Source organism: Microbacterium sp. MEJ108Y (assembly GCF_000834175.1).
Lineage (GTDB): Bacteria > Actinomycetota > Actinomycetes > Actinomycetales > Microbacteriaceae > Microbacterium > Microbacterium forte.
In genome coordinates this window covers 279,160-299,994 of the sequence record NZ_JXQX01000012.1, presented here as the reverse complement: position 1 = coordinate 299,994, position 20,835 = coordinate 279,160, and the positions used below count along the sequence as shown (strand labels likewise).

The 20,835-nt window shown below is 68.9% G+C and carries 19 protein-coding genes; 12 read left to right on the top strand and 7 right to left on the bottom strand.

Annotation, left to right across the window (positions count from 1 at the left end):
- Positions 1–3: 3 nt before the first annotated feature.
- Genes RU09_RS08250 through RU09_RS08235 form a run of 4 tightly spaced genes read right to left on the bottom strand, consistent with a single transcriptional unit; the run spans position 4 to position 4,009 of the window.
- On the bottom strand, positions 4–513 hold the full coding sequence (locus RU09_RS08250; protein ID WP_042539374.1) for a phosphoribosyltransferase: 510 nt from the start codon (positions 511–513) through the stop codon (positions 4–6).
- A gap of 48 nt (positions 514–561) precedes the next feature.
- On the bottom strand, positions 562–1,407 hold the full coding sequence (locus RU09_RS08245) for a transglutaminase family protein (protein ID WP_042539373.1): 846 nt from the start codon (positions 1,405–1,407) through the stop codon (positions 562–564).
- Complete coding sequence (locus RU09_RS08240) at positions 1,404–2,330, bottom strand: alpha-E domain-containing protein (RefSeq protein ID WP_042539371.1); 927 nt, start codon at positions 2,328–2,330, stop codon at positions 1,404–1,406. The genes RU09_RS08245 and RU09_RS08240 overlap by 4 nt, the downstream gene beginning before the upstream one ends.
- Positions 2,324–4,009 (bottom strand): circularly permuted type 2 ATP-grasp protein, encoded by a 1,686-nt coding sequence (locus RU09_RS08235; RefSeq protein ID WP_042539369.1) that lies wholly within the window; start codon positions 4,007–4,009, stop codon positions 2,324–2,326. The genes RU09_RS08240 and RU09_RS08235 overlap by 7 nt, the downstream gene beginning before the upstream one ends.
- 204 nt (positions 4,010–4,213) lie before the next feature.
- Here RU09_RS08235 and RU09_RS08230 point away from each other — a divergent pair, with 204 nt between their 5' ends.
- The 3 genes from RU09_RS08230 to RU09_RS08220 are packed head-to-tail and all read left to right on the top strand — an operon-like array spanning position 4,214 to position 7,319.
- Positions 4,214–5,968 (top strand): thiamine pyrophosphate-binding protein, encoded by a 1,755-nt coding sequence (locus RU09_RS08230; RefSeq protein WP_042539367.1) that lies wholly within the window; start codon positions 4,214–4,216, stop codon positions 5,966–5,968.
- 27 nt (positions 5,969–5,995) lie between these two features.
- Complete coding sequence (locus RU09_RS08225; RefSeq protein WP_042539364.1) at positions 5,996–6,850, top strand: PhzF family phenazine biosynthesis protein; 855 nt, start codon at positions 5,996–5,998, stop codon at positions 6,848–6,850.
- A gap of 34 nt (positions 6,851–6,884) precedes the next feature.
- Positions 6,885–7,319 (top strand): NUDIX hydrolase, encoded by a 435-nt coding sequence (locus tag RU09_RS08220; protein WP_042539362.1) that lies wholly within the window; start codon positions 6,885–6,887, stop codon positions 7,317–7,319.
- 18 nt (positions 7,320–7,337) lie between these two features.
- On the opposite strand, the gene RU09_RS08215 is transcribed toward RU09_RS08220, so the two are convergent.
- Together RU09_RS08215 and RU09_RS08210 are read right to left on the bottom strand one after the other, a co-directional pair.
- On the bottom strand, positions 7,338–7,718 hold the full coding sequence (locus RU09_RS08215; RefSeq protein WP_042539360.1) for a VOC family protein: 381 nt from the start codon (positions 7,716–7,718) through the stop codon (positions 7,338–7,340).
- Between the two features lie 282 nt (positions 7,719–8,000).
- A complete protein-coding gene (locus tag RU09_RS08210; protein WP_042539358.1) occupies positions 8,001–9,872 on the bottom strand; it encodes an FAD-dependent monooxygenase in 1,872 nt (623 codons plus the stop codon).
- Positions 9,873–10,004: 132 nt separating this feature from the next.
- Between RU09_RS08210 and RU09_RS08205 the strand changes: the two genes are divergently transcribed.
- Positions 10,005–10,706 carry an IclR family transcriptional regulator gene (locus RU09_RS08205; RefSeq protein ID WP_042539356.1) on the top strand — a complete coding sequence of 234 codons (702 nt, stop codon included), beginning with the start codon at positions 10,005–10,007 and terminating at the stop codon, positions 10,704–10,706.
- Between the two features lie 61 nt (positions 10,707–10,767).
- Here RU09_RS08205 and RU09_RS08200 read toward each other — a convergent pair whose 3' ends face one another.
- The gene (locus RU09_RS08200) at positions 10,768–12,147 is read right to left on the bottom strand and encodes an MFS transporter (RefSeq protein WP_042539354.1); all 1,380 of its coding nucleotides are present in this window, start codon (positions 12,145–12,147) and stop codon (positions 10,768–10,770) included.
- Positions 12,148–12,298: 151 nt separating this feature from the next.
- Between RU09_RS08200 and RU09_RS08195 the strand changes: the two genes are divergently transcribed.
- The 8 genes from RU09_RS08195 to RU09_RS08160 all read left to right on the top strand — a co-directional run bounded on the left by RU09_RS08195 (position 12,299) and on the right by RU09_RS08160 (position 20,824).
- Positions 12,299–13,768: a fumarylacetoacetate hydrolase family protein gene (locus RU09_RS08195; RefSeq protein ID WP_042539352.1), complete on the top strand. Its 1,470-nt coding sequence runs from the start codon at positions 12,299–12,301 to the stop codon at positions 13,766–13,768.
- Positions 13,765–14,451 carry a GntR family transcriptional regulator gene (locus RU09_RS08190; protein ID WP_042539350.1) on the top strand — a complete coding sequence of 229 codons (687 nt, stop codon included), beginning with the start codon at positions 13,765–13,767 and terminating at the stop codon, positions 14,449–14,451. Before RU09_RS08195 ends, RU09_RS08190 begins: the two co-directional genes overlap by 4 nt.
- Positions 14,448–15,944, top strand: a complete 1,497-nt coding sequence (hpaE, locus tag RU09_RS08185; RefSeq protein ID WP_042539348.1) for a 5-carboxymethyl-2-hydroxymuconate semialdehyde dehydrogenase — start codon at positions 14,448–14,450, stop codon at positions 15,942–15,944. The genes RU09_RS08190 and hpaE overlap by 4 nt, the downstream gene beginning before the upstream one ends.
- A 14-nt stretch (positions 15,945–15,958) precedes the next feature.
- Positions 15,959–17,122 carry a 3,4-dihydroxyphenylacetate 2,3-dioxygenase gene (hpaD, locus tag RU09_RS08180; RefSeq protein WP_042539346.1) on the top strand — a complete coding sequence of 388 codons (1,164 nt, stop codon included), beginning with the start codon at positions 15,959–15,961 and terminating at the stop codon, positions 17,120–17,122.
- A 74-nt stretch (positions 17,123–17,196) separates the two neighbouring features.
- Positions 17,197–17,982: a fumarylacetoacetate hydrolase family protein gene (locus tag RU09_RS08175; protein ID WP_042539344.1), complete on the top strand. Its 786-nt coding sequence runs from the start codon at positions 17,197–17,199 to the stop codon at positions 17,980–17,982.
- The gene (locus RU09_RS08170; RefSeq protein ID WP_042539342.1) at positions 17,967–18,770 is read left to right on the top strand and encodes an HpcH/HpaI aldolase family protein; all 804 of its coding nucleotides are present in this window, start codon (positions 17,967–17,969) and stop codon (positions 18,768–18,770) included. The genes RU09_RS08175 and RU09_RS08170 overlap by 16 nt, the downstream gene beginning before the upstream one ends.
- A 61-nt stretch (positions 18,771–18,831) precedes the next feature.
- Positions 18,832–20,079, top strand: a complete 1,248-nt coding sequence (locus tag RU09_RS08165; protein WP_042539340.1) for an MFS transporter — start codon at positions 18,832–18,834, stop codon at positions 20,077–20,079.
- A gap of 22 nt (positions 20,080–20,101) precedes the next feature.
- A complete protein-coding gene (locus RU09_RS08160; RefSeq protein ID WP_042539473.1) occupies positions 20,102–20,824 on the top strand; it encodes a DUF6882 domain-containing protein in 723 nt (240 codons plus the stop codon).
- The last annotated feature ends 11 nt before the right edge of the window (positions 20,825–20,835 follow it).

Sequence of the window (20,835 nt, the reverse complement as noted above, 5' to 3'; positions counted from 1 at the left end):
AGGTCAGGCCGACGGCGCGAGCCCGAGATCCTCTTCACGCACCGTGCCCTGGAACGACCAGGGGAAGTTGATCCACAGATCGGTGTCCTTCCACGCGTAGTCGGGCTGGATGATGGTCGACGGCTTCGTGTAGATCGTCACCGAGCGCACGTCGGCGCCCTTGTCCTTCAGCAGCTGCACCGCGAGCGCGAGCGTCCGGCCCGAGTCGGCGACGTCGTCGACGAGGAGCACGCGACGACCGTCGAGATAGGCCATGTCGAGTTCGGGCGGCAGCACCTCCGGGGCATCGAGCACGGTGCCGATGCCGGTGTAGAACTCGACGTTGATCGCGCCGCAGTTCTTGACACCCAGGCCGTACGCGATGGCGCCGGCGGGAAGCAGACCACCGCGGGCGATGGCCACCACGACCTCGGGCACGAAGCCGCTCTCGAGGATGCTGCGCGCGAGATCTCGCGTCGCGGATCCGAAGCCGTCCCAGGTGAGCGTCTCGCGCTCGATCGATGCATCCGTCATCGTCTCATTCTTCCCCACTGCCGTGCGTCGTCAGGCCATGCAGTCGCCTCAGCCGAGGCGCGTGATCTCCACCGAGACGAACAGCTCCGACGCGCTGGGTCCGGCATACACCCCGCGGAGCGGAGCCACATCGGCATAGTCGCGGCCGTGGCCGACATAGACATGGGATTCGCCGATGTCGACGAGGTTGGTGGGGTCGTATCCGCGCCACTCCCCGGAGTACCACTCCACCCAGGCGTGCGATTCCCCCGTCACGGCCTGCCCGATCGCGGCCGTCGGGTCGGGGTGCAGGTATCCCGACACATAGCGTGCCGGAATCCCCGCGGCGCGCAGCACCCCGAGAGCCACGTGAGCGATGTCCTGGCAGACCCCTGATCGCGCAGGCCAGGCGTCACGAGCCGTCGAGCTCACGCCGGTGACGCCGCTGCGGTACTCCATCGCCTCCCCGACCGCGCGGCAGATGTCGAGGGCGGTCTCGTCCACTCCGCCGCCCTCCGCTTCGAAGTGCAGGGCGAGATCGCGCATCTCGTCATCCGGGGCGGTGGCGGGAGTCTGCGCGACGCACTCGGCCAGAGCGAGCGACTGCGGGATCCGGGATTCGAGCTCGTCCCAGTCGATTCCGGCGGTCGCCGTCGGGAGCGGCCTGACGTCGACCACGCTCGTCGCGGTGACCGAGAGCACCTGATGAGGGGTCAGCAGCTCGAAAGTCGAGACCCGCGTGTCCCAGTAGTCGGAGTACGAGTGCTGGGTGGCCGTCGGCGAGATGTCGAGCGTCGCCTGCAGCACGAACTGCCCCTCTCGGGAGTGCGGCAGCATGCGCGCCTCGTTGTACGACGCCGTCGCCGGCTGCTCGTAGCGGAAGCCGGTGCGATGCACGATCTTGAGGCGGCTCACAGCGCCTCTCCGATCCACACCGGCATCGCGATCGACGGGAAGTACCGCTCCCTGATCGCGTCACTCGCCACTGACATCCCCACCTGGACCTCCTCCATGCTCTCCGACAGACGATGCACGGTGTCGCCGATCGGTCGGTACTCCAGCTCCGACCGCATGCGACCGAGCACGCGATGAGCCCGGTCGGGCACGCCGAATGCGCCGGCCGGATCGATGCCGCGCAGGCATTCCTCGGCCTGCAGGATGCTCGAGAGCACCGATCGGGGGAACAGGCGGTCGATCAGCAGGAACTCCACTGCCGACGCGCCTGTCGGCACCGCTCGGTGGCTGCGCAGGTGGGCTTCGTATGCGCCGCAGCTGCGCAGCAGCGTCGTCCAGCTCGGCCCACCGGCCTCGGTCAGCGAGCGCGTCGCCAGCAGACGCGCGGTCATGTCGGCGCGCTCGATCGACCGGCCGAGAACGAAGAAGTGCCATGCCTCGTCACGGCTCGTCGAGGAGTCGACGACGCCGAAGGCCAGCGCCGAGCGGTCGCGCACCCAGCGGAAGAACGGATGCGTCTTGTCCGAGGCGATACGACGTGGCATGCGCGCATTCGACTCGTTGAGCGTCTCCCAGAGGTCGGTCGAGATGATCTCCCTGGCGCGCCGGGCGTTCTCCCTGGCGGATGCGATCGAGTGGGCGATCGACGCCGAGTGCTCGCGGTCGAGCGCGAGAAGCCGCACCACGTCGTCACGACTCAGCACGGTGTCGGCATCCGCTGTGGTGCCCATCACCGAGAGCAGCGCACGGCAGGCCGTGTCCTCCTCGACCCACGGGTCTTCGAGCAGCAGCTGCAGGTGCACGTCGAGGATGCGCGCGGTGCCATCGGCCCGCTCGACGTAGCGGCCGATCCAGAACAGCGCCTCGGCGATGCGGCTCAGCATCCTGTTCCTCCCCGCTGCTGTTGCTGCTGTTGCTGCTGCTGCTGGTGATGGCGCAGCTCGAGGTCCTCGTCCTGCGGCGATGACAGGAACGGCGGGTGCGGTTCTTCGCGCGCCGGCGCCACGACGGCGATCGCCCCGGTGGCGAGCGACACCTCGTCCGCCGCCGCATCGGGGTCGCCCTCCACGGTCGTCGTCGGCCCGGTGAACAGCGAAGGGTCCAGCACCCAGGTGTCCTTCGAGCCGCCACCCTGGCTGGAGTTCACGACGAGCTGTCCCTCGGGCAGAGCGACCCTGGTGAGACCGCCGGGCAGCACCCAGATGTCGTGCCCGTCGTTGACGGCGAAGGGACGCAGATCGACGTGCCGCGGGCGGAATCCGTCTTCCACGAGTGTGGGAATGGTCGACAGCTGCACGACCGGCTGGGCGATCCACCCCCGAGGGTCGGCCCGCAACGACTTGCGCAGAGCCTCCAACGTCTCGCGCGACGCATCGGGCCCGACGACCAGCCCCTTTCCTCCCGAGCCGTCGACCGGCTTCACCACCAGCTCGTCGAGCCTGTCGAGCACCTCCTCGAGCGCACCCGGATCCTCGAGCCGCCAGGTGTCGACGTTCGGGATCACCGGCTCCTCGCCCAGGTAGTAGCGGATCAGGTCGGGGACGTACGTGTAGACCAGCTTGTCGTCGGCCACGCCGTTGCCCACGGCGTTGGCGAGCGTGACATTGCCGAGGCGAGCAGCGAGCATCAGCCCGGGGGCGCCCAGCACGGAATCGGGGCGGAAGCTCTGCGGGTCGAGGAACTCGTCGTCGACCCGTCGGTAGATCACGTCCACCCGCGTGGGGCCGGAGGTGGTGTGCATCCACACCCGCCCGCCCGAGCAGAACAGGTCGCGCCCCTCGACGAGCTCGATGCCCATCATCCGCGCGAGCAGGGTGTGCTCGTAGTACGCGGAATTGTGCACGCCGGGGGTCAACACCACGACGGTCGGATCATCGACGCCGTCAGGCGCGGCGGCACGCAGCGCCTGCAGGAGGCGGCTCGGGTAGTCGACGACCGGGCGGACTCTGAGACTGGTGAACAGCTCGGGGAGCGTCTGCGCCATCACGCGGCGATTCGCCAGCACATAGCTCACACCGCTCGGCACGCGCACGTTGTCTTCGAGCACACGCCAGGCTCCGCGCTCGTCACGGATGACATCGATGCCGGCGACATGGATGCGCACCCCGTTCGCCCCGACGATGCCGGCCGCCTGACGGTGGAAGTGAGCGGACGAGCTGATCAGCGACGCGGGGATCACACCGTCCTGCACCGCGAGCTGCGGACCGTAGACATCGGCGAGGAATGCCTCGAGAGCCCGCACGCGCTGCTTCACCCCCGACTCGACATAGCGCCAGTCATCGGCGGCGACAACGCGCGGAACCACATCGAGCGGGAACGGACGCTCCTCCCCGGCGAAATCGAACGTGACTCCCTGTGCGAGATACGAGCTGGCGAGGGCGTCGGTGCGAGCCCTCAGCTCTGCGTCGTCCATGGCCGCGAGCGCCGGATACATGTCCTGGTAGGGCAGGCGCACGCCCTCGCCGCCGGATGGCGCGTCTGAGGGGAACATCTCGTCCCACGGTGCGGCGCCTGCTCGGCGCGGCGACCGGCGCGAGGTGTATCCGTCGAACAGTGACTCCATGACGGCATGTTTCCGCGTCGCGGTTTCGGCGGTGTTACGCGCGCAAGTCGGCGCCGCGTCGGCCCGGGAGCGATAGGATCTACCTGTCCGGCGCTCTCTGACGCCGGTGCCTGAAAAAGAGGCACGAAGCTCCCCACGAAGACGCGGGGGCGAGACACATACGGAATACGAATGTTCTCCGTCCCTGTCTCGAAAGGCTTTCGCATGCCCTCCGTCTCCGCGCACGTCGCACTCACTCTCGCTCAGCACATCGACGCCGTCTTCGGCGTGATGGGCAACGGCAACGCCTACTTCCTCGACGCGATCGAGACCCGGACGGACGCGGTCTTCACGGCCGTCCGCCACGAGCAGGGCGCCGTGGTCGCCGCCGACGCGCACTTCCGCGCCTCCGGGCGGATCGCCGCCGGCACCTCGACCTACGGCGCAGGCTTCACCAACACCCTCACGGCCCTCGCCGAGGCCGTGCAGGCCCACGTGCCGCTCGTGCTCGTGGTGGGCGACGAGCCGACCTCCGGCCCTCGCCCGTGGGATGTCGACCAGATCGCCCTGGCATCCGCCGTCGGTGCCCGCACCTATACGGTCGGGCGTGCCGATGCCGCAGCGACCACCGTCATCGCGATCGAGCACGCCCTGACCTACCGCGTGCCCGTCGTCCTCGCCATCCCCTACGACGTCGCATCGCTCGAGGCCGGCCCTGTGCCGGAGGCGCCCGCGCCCGGCATCCCGGCGCCGCTCGCTCCGCGCGGGGAGTTCGCCGAGGGCACGCTCGACGATATCGCCGAGGCGCTGCGCGGCGCATCGCGCCCGTTCCTGCTCGCCGGCCGCGGCGCCTGGTTGGCCGGAGCCGGCTCGGCGCTCGGCGAACTGGCGGCGCTGACCGGCGCACTGACCGCCTCGTCCGCTCTCGGTCGCGGCGTCTTTCCCGAGACGCAGTACGACCTCGGAGTCACGGGTGGATTCGGCGCGGACGGCGCGATGGAGCTCGTGCGCACGGCAGACGTCGCCGTCGTCTTCGGCGCGTCACTGAACCAGTTCACGATGCGGTTCGGTGAACTCTTCGCGCCCGGCACCAGGGTCTTCCAGGTCGACATCGCGCCGGCGGCCACGCACCCGCACGTCGGCGGCTTCGTTCGTGCCGACGCGCGTCTCGCCGCGGAGGCGCTGGTCGCCAGGGTCGGCTCGCTCGGCTCCGCTCTCAGCCCCGCAGTCGAGCACGACTGGGGAGCAGCGGCCCGCCCCGCCGAGACGACGGCGATCATGCGCGGCGCGTCGACGCCGGCATCCGACGCCGTGCCCGGGCAGCCGTGGCGCGAGACCGTCGATGTCGCGGCCGCCCGAGCCTACGACGAGGGAGACGAACTCGCCCCCGACGGCCGTCTCGACCCCCGCTCGGCCGCGCGCCGCATCGCCGAGCTGCTGCCCGCAGACCGGGTCGTCGTCTCGGACGGCGGTCACTTCATCGGCTGGGCGAACATGTACTGGCCGGTCGAGGCACCCGATCGGATGATGATGGTCGGCACCGCCTTCCAGTCGATCGGCCAGGGCTGGCCGAGCGTCGTCGGTGCGGCTCTCGCCCGCCGGGATTCGACGGTCGTCCTCACCTCGGGCGACGGAGGCGGGCTCATGGCGATCGCCGACCTCGAGTCCGCCGTCCGCGCGGCAGCGGGACGCGGCATCGCCGTGATCTGGAACGACGCCGCCTACGGCGCCGAGGTCAACCTCTACGGGCTGAAGGGACTCGCCGAAGGTCCGATGCTGATCCCCGAGGTCGACTTCGCGGCGTTCGGTGCTGCGGTCGGCGCAGAGGGCGTCGTCGTCACGTCCCTCGCCGACCTCGAGCGGCTCGGCACGTGGGCGCAGGAGGATGCCGCGACACGGCGCTTCCTGCTGCTCGACCTCCGGATCTCGGGCGAGGTCATCGCGCCCTACCAGCAGGAGATCATCCGCGTGAACTCGTGACCCCGAGGCATCGCTAGGCTCCTCGTCATGACCGATGATCTGAGTGTCCTGCGATACAGCGCCTTCGCCGCGACTCCGGAGGGCGGCAACCCCGCGGGAGTCGTGCTCGATGCCGGCGGCATGACGGAAGAGCGGATGCAGCAGATCGCCGCGGACGTCGGATTCTCAGAGACCGCGTTCCTCGTCGGTCGCACGGACGAGTCCGGTGTGCCGCGATATCGGGCACGCTACTTCTCGCCCGCGGCGGAGGTGCCGTTCTGCGGACACGCGACGGTGGCGACGGCTGTCGCCCTCGCGGAGCGTGACGGACCGGGCGAGGTGGTGTTCGACACGAACGCGGGTGCCGTGACGCTGCGGTCGGTCGTGGACGCGCACAGCGGTGTGACCGTGTCGTTCACCAGCGTCGAACCCCAGGTGCGCGACCTCGACCCCGACGTGCTCGAGCGCCTGCTCGGAATGCTCGGCCTCACCGGGTCAGACCTCGACGACCGCTTCCCTGCGAGGGAGGCGTTCGCCGGGAACTGGCATCCGATCCTGGTCGTCGACGACCGCGAGCTGTTCGACCAGTTCCGCTTCTCCCCCGACGAGGTGGCCGCGCTCATGCGAGAGAACGGCTGGCTCGGCACCATCACCGTGCTGCATTCCGTCGGCCCCGCCGACTTCGACGCCCGGAACCTCTTCCCGGTCGGTCGCATCACCGAAGACCCGGCGACCGGCTCGGCCGCGGCATCCACCGGGGCCTACCTGCGCGCGCTCGGCCACCCGGAGACGACCGTGCGAATCCATCAGGGAGCCCATGTGCGCCGACCGAGCCTGCTCACCGTGACCATCCCTCCCCGCGGCGGGATCGTCGTGTCCGGAGGCGCGACGCAGATCGTCTGAACCTCCGAGCCCGGCGGTGCGTTAGTGTTCCGGGATGCCTGCCATCCGGAACATCGCTGTCGGCCTGCCTGTGAAGGACGGGCACCTGCTCGCCCTCGAGGGACACGACAGCTCGCGCCGGCTCGATTTCCTGCGCGCGATCGGCGGAGGCATCGAGTTCGGCGAGACGGCGGGCGACGCGCTGCGCCGTGAATTCATGGAAGAGCTCGGCGTCACACTCGAGGATGCCGAGCCACTCGGCGTCTTCGAGAACATCTTCACGTACGAGGGCGAACCCGGACACGAGATCGCCCACGTCTTCGCCGTGACCTGTTCGGAGCTGGACGCGGTGCCCCTGGACGCCGAGCTCCGCATCCTCGACGAGGGCAGCCCTGTGCGCTGGGTGCCCATCGACGACATCCGCTCCGGCGCACGAGTGCTGTTCCCCTCGGGCGCACCCGAGGCACTGTTCTCAATCGCCGGACGCTGAACTCGACGCCCGCGGAACTCAGGCCTGAGCGCTGTAGTCCGGCAGCTCCTGCAGCGTCCACGTGTTGCCGTCGGGGTCGTCGAAGGTCACGAACCGGCCCCACGCCTGCTCATCGACACCCTGCGCTGCGACCCCGAGCCCCTGAAGATGGGCGAGCGCCTCATCGGCATCCGGAACGACGACCTGGATCGTGTTCTGCTGCCCGGGCAGCAGCCCCTCGCCCAGATTGGTGCCGAAGGCGATCGAGCAGGCTGAGCCGGGCGGGGTCATCTGCACGAACCGCAGGCCCTCGTAGGGAACCTGATCGTGATCGGCATGGAAACCGATCTTCTCGTAGAACTCCTTCGACCGGTCGACATCCGAGACCGGGACGAAGATCAGCTCGATCTTCCAGTCCATCACACGCTCCTCCTGTCGGGGCGACTTCGCCCATCGGCCCTCAGAGTACGCGCGGGCTCCGACGCTCGCCAGAGGTGCCTCACTCGCCGGAGATGACTCGCTCGTGCGAGGCATCCGACCCGTGCGAGGCATCCGGCCCTCGCGAGCCGTCTCCCCGACCAGTGCGTCGCCGCACCCGTACGCCCTCGGGAGGAGAACTGCGCCTCGGGAGGAGATCCCGCTGGAGATCCTCCTCCCGAGGGGATATCTCCTCCCGAAGGACCCAGGGCCCCCGCGGCAGAGTCAGGATGCCGGCAGCAGTGCCCCGCCGAAGAAGTCCCCCAACTGGTCCGTCGCCTCCAAGGGCAGGATCGCGGCGACGTACTGGTCGGGACGCACCACGATCACGACGCCGTCGCGCGACAGCTCCCGCGCGTCGAAGATGTCGGTCTCCGTCCACTTCGACGGCCCCGCCGCATAGACCTTCTCCCAGTCGGTGAGCCCGAGCGGACCGGTCTTCGGCTGGAACAGAGCCGGAGTCGAGGTCACCTCGATCTCTTCATACGGCTGCTGGTAGATCGCCTTCACATCGAACACCGCATCGGTGTCGGCATCTGCGGGCGTGAACCGTTCGAAGACGGGCGCAGCTGCGGCCGCCCACGCGTCGAGCGTCGCGGCTTCGCGGCCCGCGAAGGCGTACACGCGCCAGCGACCGTCGGCCTTCGCGTGGTGGCCGAGGTGGATCGCGTTGCCGTCGCCGACCCTCACGACCTCGGCGGACTTGAAGCGCTTGCCGAGCGGGTAGCCGACCGCGAGACTCTGATGCGCGTCCGAGCCGGTGATCATCGACGACGTGTACTGGGTCATGAACCCGGAGGGGAACTCGGCCGTGGCGAGATAGTACGTCGCGAGGTCGGTCGGGTCGGTGATCTCCGAGGGCTTGCGCGCCATGAGCGTCGACCACTCCCGGTCGAAGTCGATGAGCTGCTGGGCGACGGGCCGACGCTCGGCACCGTATGTCGCGAGCAGCGCCTCGGGCGCGCGCCCGGTGAGCACCGACCCGAGCTTCCACCCGAGGTTGAAGCCGTCCTGCATCGACACGTTCATGCCCTGGCCCGCCTTGGCGCTGTGCGTGTGGCAGGCATCGCCCGTGAGGAACACTCGCGGCGTGCGGCCCGACCCGTCGATCACGTCGTCGAACCCGTCGGTGACCCAGTGCCCGACCTCGTAGACGCTGTGCCAGGCGACCTCCTTCACATCGAGCGTGTAGGGGCTGAGGATCGCGTTCGCCTTGGCAATGATCTCGTCGATCGGCGTCTGGCGCACGCGGTGGTCGTCGTCCTCGGCGACCTCGCCGAGGTCGATGTACATGCGGCTGAGGTAGCCGCCCTCGCGAGGGATGTGCAGGATGTTGCCCGCCTCCGAGTTGATCGCGCACTTGGTGCGCCAGTCGGGGAAGTCCGTGTTGACGAGCACGTCCATGACACCCCAGGCGTGCGCGGCGCTGCCGCCGACGTGCGTGCGTCCGATCGCCTGGCGTACGCCGCTGCGCGCGCCGTCGCACCCGGCGACGTACTTGGCACGGATCGTGCGCTCCTCCCCCGCCCGCTCACCCGCGACGTAGCGCAGCGAGACCTCGACCGGGTACTCGCCCTCGTCGTGCACGGTGAGTCCTGCGAACTCGATGCCGTAGTCGGGGGCGATGCGGCCAGGGCCGTTCACCGCGGCCTCGGCGAAGTAGTCGAGCACGCGCGCCTGGTTGACGATCAGGTGCGGGAACTCGCAGATGTCGTAGGCGTAGTCGGCGGTCCGCGAGGTGCGGACGATCTCGTTCGGCCGCTCGGGGTTCGGGCCCCAGAAGTTCATCCAGCCGATGTTGTAGGCCTCCGCGATGATGCGCTCGGCGAAGCCGAACGCCTGGAACGTCTCGACGCTCCGCGGCTGGATGCCGTCTGCCTGGCCGAGCACCAGACGACCCTCGCGCTTCTCGATGATGCGCGTCGAGACATCGGGGTATTGCGACATCTGGGCGGCGAGCAGCATGCCGGCGGGGCCGGAGCCGACGATCAGCACATCGATCTCGTCGGGGATGTCTGCGGGCCGCTCGGTGCCGATGCCTGCGGCATCCTTCACACGCGGGTCTCCCGAGACATAGCCGTGGTGGTGGAACTGCATCGTCGTCGATTCCTTCCGGACGTCACTGTCGGGTGTTGCGATCGAATCGATCGTGTTCTATATTCGAACACGACGTTCTACTATTGAACACAGCTTAGGGACGCCTGTCCCGAAACGCAAGGGAGCGCACGCATGCCCGAAGGCACTCCGGCCTCGCAGACCCTCAGCCGTGGCATCCGGATCCTCGAGGTGCTCGCCGATGCGCGGATCCCGCTCACGATCGACGAGATCGCCGTGAGACTCGACGTCCATCGCTCGGTCGCATACCGGCTGCTGCGCACGCTGGAAGACCACCGACTGATCGGGAGAGACGCGTCAGGCGCTGTGACGCTGGGCCCGCGCATGGCAGCGCTGGCCGCCGGCGTCGCCCACGATCTGCAGGCCGAGGCGATCCCCGAGCTGACCGCGATCGCGAACGAACTCGGCATGACCTGCTTCCTCGGCGTGCTCGACGGAGACGACTGCATCACACTCGCGAGCATCGAGCCTCGTCACGCGATCGCGAGCGTCGCACAGCGGCCGGGCGCCCGGCATCCGGTCACGGTGGGGGCACCTGGCAAGGCGATCCTCACGCAGCTCCCGATCTCGCAATGGCCGGGTGATGCCCGCGCGGCCCTGCACGCAGAGGTCGACGAGGCGCGCGTGCGCGGATACGCGACGAGTCACGACGAGGTCATCCCCACCGTGCAGTCGGTCGCCGTGCCGCTCGCGCTTCGCGGTCAGCGCCCTGCGGCGATCGCGGTCGTGCATGTCGCCACCGACCTCGACGACGCAGAGATCGCGGCGCGTCTGCGACGCTCTGCAGCATCGATCCGCGAAGCCCTCGACGGCTGAGTCGCAGATAAGCCGAACGCACGCCCGCGAGGCGGACGTGCGTTCGGCGTGAGGGCGTGCGTCAGACCTTGGCGAGCCCACGGATCGGGCTCACCGACTGCTCCTCCTCGTGATCCGGACCCAGGGGGATGCCGGAGCGATCACGCAGCAGCAGCGTCGCGATGAGTCCGAGCAGTGTCATGCCGGCGAGGTACCAGGTGACGGCCTGCGTCGAACCGGTGGCCTGCACGATCGCGGTCGCGATGGTCGGCGCGAACGCCCCGCCGGCGATCGCGCCGATGGCGTACGAGATCGAGACGCCCGAGAAGCGGATGCTCGCAGGGAAGAGCTCGGTGTAGAGAGCCGCCTGAGGTCCGTACGTGAAGCCGAGACCGATCGTCAGGATCGCGAGCCCTGCGAAGAGCAGCCCGACGTCGCCGGTGTTGACGAGCGGGAACAGCGCGAACACACCGACGAGCTGCATCACCCAGCCGATGATGTAGGTGGTGCGTCGGCCGATGCGGTCCGACAGCCACCCTGCGATGAGAGTCGTGATGAGCCACGTGACGGCCGACCCGGTGACCGCCCACAGCACGGGTCCGCGCTCGAGGCCGATCGGGCCCTCGGGGTTGGTGGCGTATCCCTGGATGTATCCACCGGTCGTCATGTAGCCGACCGCGTTGTTGCCGGCGAAGACGAGTGCAGCGACGATCACGAGCAGGAGGTGCTTGCGGAACAGCTGCACGATCGGCATGCTCGCCTTCTCCTTGCGCTCCGCGAGCTCGATGAAGACCGGGCTCTCCTCGACCTTCCGGCGCACGTAGTAGCCGACGAGGATCAGGACGACGCTCAGGAGGAACGGGATGCGCCAGCCCCACTGCAGGAACTGATCTCCCGGTGCGATCGCCGTCATCAGCGCCATCACTCCCGACGCGAGCAGCAGGCCGAGCGGCACGCCGATCTGCGGCGATGCGCCGAAGATCCCGCGCTTCGCCTTGGGAGCGTGCTCGACGGCCATCAGCACCGCGCCGCCCCACTCGCCACCGGCCGAGATGCCCTGCAGGATGCGCAGCAGCACCAGCAGGATCGGCGCAGCGACACCGATCGCGTCGTATGTCGGCAGCACACCGATGAGGGCGGTCGCGGCACCCATCAGGATCAGGGTCCACATGAGCACGGCCTTGCGGCCGAACTTGTCACCGTAGTGGCCGGCGAGGAACGCCCCGAGAGGACGGAAGAGGAAGCTCACGCCGACGGTCGCGAACGCGACGATGGCGCTGTTCGCTCCGAGCGGCTCGAAGAACAGCTGCCCGAAGACCAGGCCGACGGCCGTGGCGTAGATGAAGAAGTCGTACCACTCGACGGTGGTGCCGACGACGGTGGCGAAGACGACGCGGCGCCGATCCGCCGGTGTCGCGATGGTTCCGGTGGGCGTGAACCCAGCCTGTGACTGCCCGCTCATGGGGTGTCTCCTTTGATTGTGACCGCATTGTCACGGCTCGCGCACGAGGTGTTCGAGTTGCTTGCCGAGGGGTGACACGATGATATATGATTTCGAATACGACGCACAAGGCGTCGACCAAAGCGCGAGGAGGCGCCCCGTGACGGCATCCATGACCCGCCCCGGCAAGATCATCGCGATCCACCTGAGCTACGCCTCCCGTGCCGATCAGCGCGGCCGTCGCCCCGCAGCCCCCTCCTACTTCTTCAAGCCGGCCAGTTCGGTCGCCGCCTCGGGCGGCACGGTCGAACGCCCGGCCGGCACGGAGCTCCTCGCCTTCGAGGGGGAGATCGCGCTCGTGATCGGGACCCCCGCGCGTCGCGTCTCGCTCGACGACGCCTGGAGCCACGTCGGCTGGGTCACCGCCTCGAACGACCTGGGGCTCTACGACCTGCGCGCCAACGACAAGGGCTCGAACGTGCGCTCCAAGGGCGGCGATGGCTACACGCCTCTCGGCCCGGAGCTCATCGACGCCCGCATCGTCGATCCCGCCGCACTGCGCGTGCGCGCCTGGGTCAACGGCGACCTGCGTCAGGACGACACCACGGCCGGACTCATCTTCCCTCTGGCTCAGCTCGTCGCGGATCTCTCTCAGCACTTCACACTCGAACCGGGCGACGTCATCCTCACCGGCACCCCCGCTGGGTCCTCCGTGATCGTCCCGGGTGACGTGGTCGAGATCGAGGTCGATGCTCCGGATGCCCCGGGCGCGCCGTCCTCCGGTCGGCTCGTCACGACGGTGACACAGGGCGACGTGCCCTTCGACGGCGATCTCGGATCGCTTCCGGCCGTCGACGACCTGCAGCGCACCGAGGCCTGGGGGTCGCGCGAAGAGGCCGGCCTGCCCGCCGAGGCGACAGCGCCGGCCCTCTCCCCCGAGCTGCGCGCCAAGCTGCTCGAGGCCCCCACCGCCGGTCTCTCGGCGCAGCTGCGCAAACGAGGACACCACTCGTGCTTCATCGACGGGGTGGCCGCGAACATCCCGGGCAGCAAGATCGTCGGCACGGCCAAGACGCTGCGCTTCGTCCCGTTCCGTGAAGACCTCTTCAGGACCCACGGAGGCGGCTACAACGCCCAGAAGCGCGCGTTCGACGCCGTCGACGAGGGCGAGATCATCGTGATCGAGGCCCGCGGCGATGCGACCACAGGCACGCTCGGTGACATCCTCGCGCTGCGCGCTCGTGCCCGCGGCGCAGCCGGCGTCGTCACCGACGGCGGTGTGCGCGACTTCGACGCGGTCACCGAGATCGGGCTCCCGGTGTTCTCGCAGGGCGCGCACCCCTCGGTCCTCGGCCGCAAGCACGTGCCGTGGGACTCCGACATCACCATCTCCTGCGGCGGCGCGACCGTGCAGCCCGGCGACATCATCGTCGGCGACAGCGACGGCGTCATCGCCATCCCGCCCGCTCTCGCCGAGCAGATCGCCGACGACACTCTCGCGCAGGAGATCGAGGACGCCTGGATCGCCGAGCAGGTCGCGGCCGGGCACCCCGTCGACGGGCTGTTCCCGCTCAATGCGGAATGGCGCGCCAGATACGAGGCCGCGACGGGCGCAGGGTCCGACACCGGGTCCCGCTCATGACCACGGTCGCGAACTCGAGCAAATCGGAGCAGGCGTACGTCTGGATCCGTTCGCGCATCTCCGGCCACACGTTCGGCCCCGGCTACCGCCTCGTTCTGGGGTCGCTGGCCGAAGAGCTCGGCATGAGCGTCGTGCCGGTGCGCGAAGCCATCCGCCGCCTCGAAGCCGAAGGCCTCGTGACCTTCGAGCGCAACGTCGGCGCCCGCGTCACCCTCGTCGACGAGAGCGAGTACGCGCACACCATGCAGACGCTCGGGCTCGTCGAAGGCGCGGCCACCGCCCTCTCGGCACCGCTGCTCGACTCCGAGACGCTCGATGCGGCCGAGGCGGTCAACGAGCGGATGACGCAGATGCTCGGTCACCTCGATGCGCACGCGTTCACCGAGCTCAACCGGCAGTTCCATTCGCTGCTCTTCGAGCCGTGCCCGAACCCGCATCTGCTCGACCTCGTCCACCGCGGCTGGGCGCGACTGTCCGGCATCCGCGACTCGACGTTCGCCTATGTGCCGGGCCGCGCGCAGCACTCGGTCGAAGAGCACACCCAGATCCTCGAGCTCATCCGAGCGGGTGCCGACCCGCTCGAGATCGAACTCGCCGCCCGCAACCACAGGCTGCGCACGAGGGACGCGTTCCTCGACGCGCTGCACGCCCGTTCTCACCACAACTCAGGAGACGAGTCATGACCGATTCCCGCATCCCCGCCGATCTGCCCGACCACATCCAGCACTACATCGACGGCGCGTTCGTCGACTCGGTCGACGGCGACACGTTCGATGTGCTCGACCCCGTGACCAACAAGACCTACACGACGGCCGCCGCCGGCAAGAAGGCCGACATCGAGCTCGCCGTCGCCGCAGCGAAGCGCGCGTTCGACGAGGGCCCGTGGCCGCGGATGCTCCCCCGTGAGCGCTCGCGCGTGCTGCACAGGATCGCCGACCTCGTCGAGTCGCGCGATGCCCGTCTGGCAGAGCTCGAGTCCTACGACTCGGGCCTCCCGATCACCCAGGCCCTCGGCCAGGCCCGCCGCGCCGCCGAGAACTTCCGCTTCTTCGCCGATCTGATCGTCGCGCAGTCCGATGACGCCTTCAAGGTGCCCGGCAAGCAGATGAACTACGTCAACCGCAAGCCGATCGGCGTCGCGGGGCTCATCACGCCGTGGAACACGCCCTTCATGCTCGAGTCATGGAAGCTCGGCCCCGCACTCGCGACCGGCAACACCGTGGTGCTCAAGCCCGCCGAGTTCACACCTCTCTCCGCCTCGCTCTGGGCCGGGATCTTCGAGGAGGCCGGTCTGCCGAAGGGGGTCTTCAACCTCGTGAACGGCCTCGGCGAGGATGCCGGAGACGCGCTCGTGAAGCATCCGGACGTGCCGCTCATCTCGTTCACGGGCGAGAGCTCGACCGGACAGCTGATCTTCGGCAACGCCGCCCCGTTCCTCAAGGGACTCTCGATGGAGCTCGGCGGCAAGTCGCCCGCCGTCGTCTTCGCCGACGCCGACCTCGAAGCGGCGGTCGACGCCACGATCTTCGGTGTCTTCTCGCTCAACGGCGAGCGCTGCACCGCAGGATCCCGCATCCTCGTCGAGCGCTCGATCTACGAGGAGTTCGTCGAGAAGTACGCCGCGCAGGCGAAGCGCGTCAAGGTCGGCTACCCGCACGACCCCGCGACCGAGGTCGGCGCCCTCGTGCACCCCGAGCACTACGACAAGGTGATGAGCTACGTCGAGATCGGCAAGACCGAGGGTCGGCTCGTCGCCGGTGGAGGACGCCCCGAAGGATTCGACGAGGGCAACTTCGTCGCCCCCACGGTGTTCGCGGACGTCTCCCCCGACGCCCGCATCTTCCAGGAGGAGATCTTCGGTCCGGTCGTCGCGATCACCCCGTTCGACTCCGACGACGAGGCGCTCGCCCTCGCGAACAACACGAAGTACGGCCTCGCCGCCTACATCTGGACGAACGATCTGAAGCGCGCGCACAACTTCGCGCAGTCCGTCGAGGCCGGCATGGTGTGGCTGAACAGCAACAACGTGCGCGACCTGCGCACCCCGTTCGGCGGCGTCAAGGCCTCGGGCCTCGGCCACGAGGGCGGCTACCGGTCGATCGACTTCTACACCGACCAGCAGAGCGTGCACATCACGCTCGGCGGCGCTCACAACCCGACCTTCGGCAAGAACTGATCAAGGACCCTGACATGACCGACAAGACTGCGAAGACGCTGACCTCATCGGGCTACTACGTGAGCCAGGAGGCTCCGATCCAGACCGACAACCCCATCGCGACGCCCGAGAGCACGCCTCCGGATGTGCTCCGTTGCGCCTACATGGAACTGGTCGTGACCGACCTCGCCGCCTCGCGGGTGTTCTATGTCGACGTCCTGGGCCTGTACGTCACCGAGGAGGACGACGAGGCGATCTACCTCCGCTCGACGGAGGAGTTCATCCACCACAATCTCGTGCTGCGCAAGGGCCCGATCGCCGCAGTCGCCGCGTTCTCGTACCGCGTCCGCGACGCCTCCGACCTCGACCGGGCCGTCGCGTTCTACACCGAGCTCGGCTGTGACGTGCGCCGCAACCCCGACGGCTTCGTCAAGGGCGTCGGCGACTCGGTGCGCGTGGTCGACCCGCTCGGCTTCCCGATCGAGTTCTTCCACCAGTCCGACCACGTCGAGCGCATGTCGTGGCGCTACGACCTGCACATCCCGGGCGAGCTCGTGCGTCTCGACCACTTCAACCAGGTCACCCCCGACGTCCCCCGTGCGGTCAAGTTCATGCAGGATCTGGGCTTCCGCGTCACGGAGGACATCCAGGACGACGAGGGCACCGTCTACGCGGCGTGGATGCGCCGCAAGCCGACCGTGCACGACACGGCGATGACCGGCGGCGACGGACCGCGCATGCACCACGTGTGCTTCGCGACCCACGAGAAGCACAACATCCTCGCGATCTGCGACAAGCTCGGAGCCCTGCGCCGCTCCGACGCCATCGAGCGCGGCCCCGGCCGCCACGGCGTCTCGAACGCGTTCTACCTGTACCTGCGCGACCCCGACGGCCACCGCGTCGAGGTGTACACGCAGGACTACTACACCGGCGACCCCGACAACCCCGTCATCACGTGGGACGTGCATGACAACCAGCGCCGCGACTGGTGGGGCAACCCGGTCGTGCCCTCCTGGTACACCGAGGCCTCGCTCGTGCTCGACCTCGACGGCAACCCCCAGCCCGTCGTGGCTCGCACCGACGACTCCGAGATGGCCGTGACGATCGGGGCGGACGGGTTCTCGTACACCCGCCCGGACGACGACAAGGACATGCCCGAGTACAAGCAGGGCGAGTACAAGCTCGGTCACCAGCTCTGAGACGCTTCGTGCCCCGCTCATCGAGCGGGGCACGAAGCACCGAGACGAAACGCACCCACAGGAAGCAGGAACGGATGCTGTCAGCAGACACCGTCGCGCAGATCGCCGCGGAACTGGCCGAGGCCGACCGGAACCACGCGGTGATCCCGCGCATCACAGCGCGCTACCCCGAGGCCACCGTCGAGGACTCGTATGCGATCCAGGGCGTGTGGCGCGATTCGCAGATCGCCACAGGGCGTCGTCTCGTCGGTCGCAAGATCGGGCTGACGTCGAAGGCGATGCAGCAGGCCACGGGCATCACCGAGCCCGACTACGGCGTGATGTTCGACGACACCGTCTACGAGTCCGGCGCCGAGATCCCGGTCGACCACTTCTCGAACGTGCGCATCGAGGTCGAGCTCGCGTTCGTGCTCAAGCATCCGCTCGAGGGCCCTGACTGCACGCTCGAGGACGCACTCGCGGCGATCGACTACGCGGTTCCGGCGCTCGAGGTGCTGAACTCGCACATCGAGCTCGAGGGCCGGACGATCGTCGACACGATCAGCGACAACGCCGCGTACGGCGCGATGGTCCTCGGCACGGTGCGCAAACGCCCGGACGAGATCGACCTGCGCTGGGTGCCCGGAGTGCTGTCACGCAACGGCGAGATCGAGGAGACCGGCGTCGCGGCCGGTGTGCTCGGTCATCCGGCGACAGGTGTGGCGTGGCTCGCGAACAAGTTCCACCAGCACGGCGCGCGGCTCGAGGCCGGGGAGATCATCCTGGCAGGATCGTTCACACGCCCGATGTGGGTGTCGCGCGGCGACGAGGTGCTGTGCGACTACGGACCGATGGGAACGATCGCATGCCGCTTCATCTGAGCCCCTCCTTCCGCGAGCAGCTCGCCGCCTCCGACCGATCGCTCGTCGGGATGTGGGCGTGCTCGGGCAGCCCGCTCGTCACCGAGGTCGCCGCCGGATCCGGTCTCGACTGGCTGCTCATCGACATGGAGCACTCGGCCAACACGCTCGAGTCCACTCTGCTGCAGCTGCAGGTCGCGGCCGCCTACCCCATCGTCCCCGTCGTGCGCGTCCCGTTCAACGATGCCGTCGCGATCAAGCAGGTCCTCGACCTCGGTGCGCAGAACATCATCGTCCCGATGGTGTCGTCTGCCGATGAAGCGCGCGCCGCGGTCGCCGCGACGCGCTACCCGCCGCACGGTGTGCGCGGAGTCGGCAGCGCGCTCGCCCGCAGCGCCCGCTGGAACCGCGTCGACGGCTACCTGCAGGATTCGGCACGGCACACCTCGCTGACCGTGCAGATCGAGACGAGGGCCGGAGTCGACGCCGCCGCCGAGATCGCTTCGGTCGACGGCGTGGATGCGGTGTTCGTCGGCCCGTCCGACCTCTCGGCATCGATGGGGCTCCTCGGCCAGCAGACGCACCCTGATGTCGTCGGCGCGGTCGAGCGGGTCTTCGCTGCAGTCAAGGGCGCGGGCACTCCCGTGGGCGTGAACGCCTTCGACCCCGCCACCGCCGATTCGTACATCGCAGCCGGCGCCGATTTCGTGGCCGTCGGCGCCGACGTGGCGATGCTCGCACGAGCATCCGAGGCTCTCGCCGCGCGCTTCATCCCGGCCTCCGACGACGCCGCCCGCGCCAGCTACTGACGCCGACCGCCCGGCCAGGGGCGTGGCAGGATTGACGGATGCAGAGAAGCGAGGCGCCGTCATGATCCGCGCCCTCGCCGCGATGCAGGACCGCGGATTCCGCTGGTTCTTCCTCGCCCGAGCCATCACCCTGATCGCCGGCTCGATGTCGTCGATCGCTCTCGCCTTCGCGGTGCTGGAGATCGACAACGATGCGCGATCGCTGTCGCTCGTGCTGGCTGCCTTCACGGTCAGCAACATCGTGTTCCTGCTGTTCGGCGGGGTGATAGCCGACCGGCTCCCGCGGGCACTGATCATCCAGTCCTGCTACGTCATCGACATCATCACGGTCGGGGTCATGGCCGCGCTGCTGTTCACCGGCACGGCCACGGTTCCGCTGCTGGCGCTGCTCTCTGTCGTCAACGGCGCATCGACCGCGTTCGTGCTGCCGGCGATGCAGGGCATCATCCCGCAGCTGACCTCTGCTGAGCACCTGCAGCAGGCCAACGCCATGCTCTCGTTCGTGCGCTCGGCGACGACGATCGGCGGGCCGATCATCGCGGGCATCGTGGTCGCCACCGCAGGGCCCGCCTGGGCGATGGTCGTGCAGGCGATCGGATGGGTCATCGCGATCCCCGTTCTCGCGATGGTGCGGCTGCCGCCACCCGATCACGGCGGCGGGACCACGATGTTCCACGACCTCCGCGTCGGCTGGCAGGAGTTCTGGGGCCGCACGTGGCTCTGGGTCATCGTGATCGCGTTCATGGTGATGAACGCGATCCACATCGGGGCGTGGGGTGTCGTCGGCCCGTACATCGCGAAGAACGACGAGCGACTCGGCATCGCGGGCTGGGGGTGGGTCGTCAGCGCCGAAGGCGTCGGCATCCTGCTGATGACCCTCATCCTGATGTGGCTGCCCCTGAAGCGACCGCTGCGCTACGGGATGATCGGCATGGCCGCGTTCGCGATTCCCCTGACCGTTCTCGGGGTGCACCCGGCCGTGGTCCTCCTGGCGATCGCCGCGTTCATCGCGGGTGCCGGCGTCGAGCTCTTCAGCACCGGCTGGAACCTCGCGATGATGGAGAACATCCCCGGAGACAAGCTCTCGCGCGTCTCGAGCTACGACATGCTCGGCAGCTACGTCGTGATGCCGATCGGCACTCTCGTGTACGGCTGGCTGATCACCCACAGCGACGTCGAGACGGTGCTCGTCACCTCGGCGATCCTCTATGCGTCGATCGCCGTCGCAACGCTGATCGTGCCCAGCGTGTGGCGCATGGGTCGGCCGGCAGGTGCCCTCTCCGCACAGGAGAAGTTGGCGGATTCATAGCAATCCGGGCGAGACTGTGGGCATGACCTTCGCCGCGCTCCAGCCGCTCGCAGACCGTGCTGCACTGTTCTCCGCCCTCCGTCAGGATTCCCTGGCCACCGCCCTCGAGGACCTCGGCGACAACCGCTGGGATGCCGACATGGCCGCCGGAACGCTGACCTTCACGTCGAACGCCGACTCCGCGCGCCAGCTCGTCACCCGCGCCCACCTCGTCGCGACGATCGCTCCGGGGCCGCGATCGCTGCTCTGGGCGTGGGCGCACCCGCAGGGCGACCCTGCAGGCGTCGCAGCCCAGCTCCGCGACTACGGCGTCCAGCACGGCATCGTCGAGCTGAGCGAGACCGAGCTCCCCTTCCCCGCCGACGCCGCGGGCGACGCCGAGTGGATCACCGCCGCCGCCCACACCGTCGGCACGGTGGCCGTCGAGCTCACCGGCCGCGCCCCCTACTACCTGGCTCCGGTGGGCGGTGGCACCTACGCGGTGTTCCTGCTCGATGCACCGCTCCCGCCGCTCACGGTCGCCTCCGCCGCGATCGTCCTCCCTCGCATCCTCTCGACCGTGGCTCTGCCCGACGCCCGCACGGCCGTGTGGGATGCCGCGCGCCTCGCCGGGTGGAACCTCACCTGGGCCGACGAGGCCTTCTCGGGCGCCACGGTCGCCGATGCGACAGGAACCGCGACGTTCCGCTTCGACGAGCAGGCGCGCATCACGAACATCGAGAGCAGCCTGCACCCGCAGGCCTGACCCCTCACGAG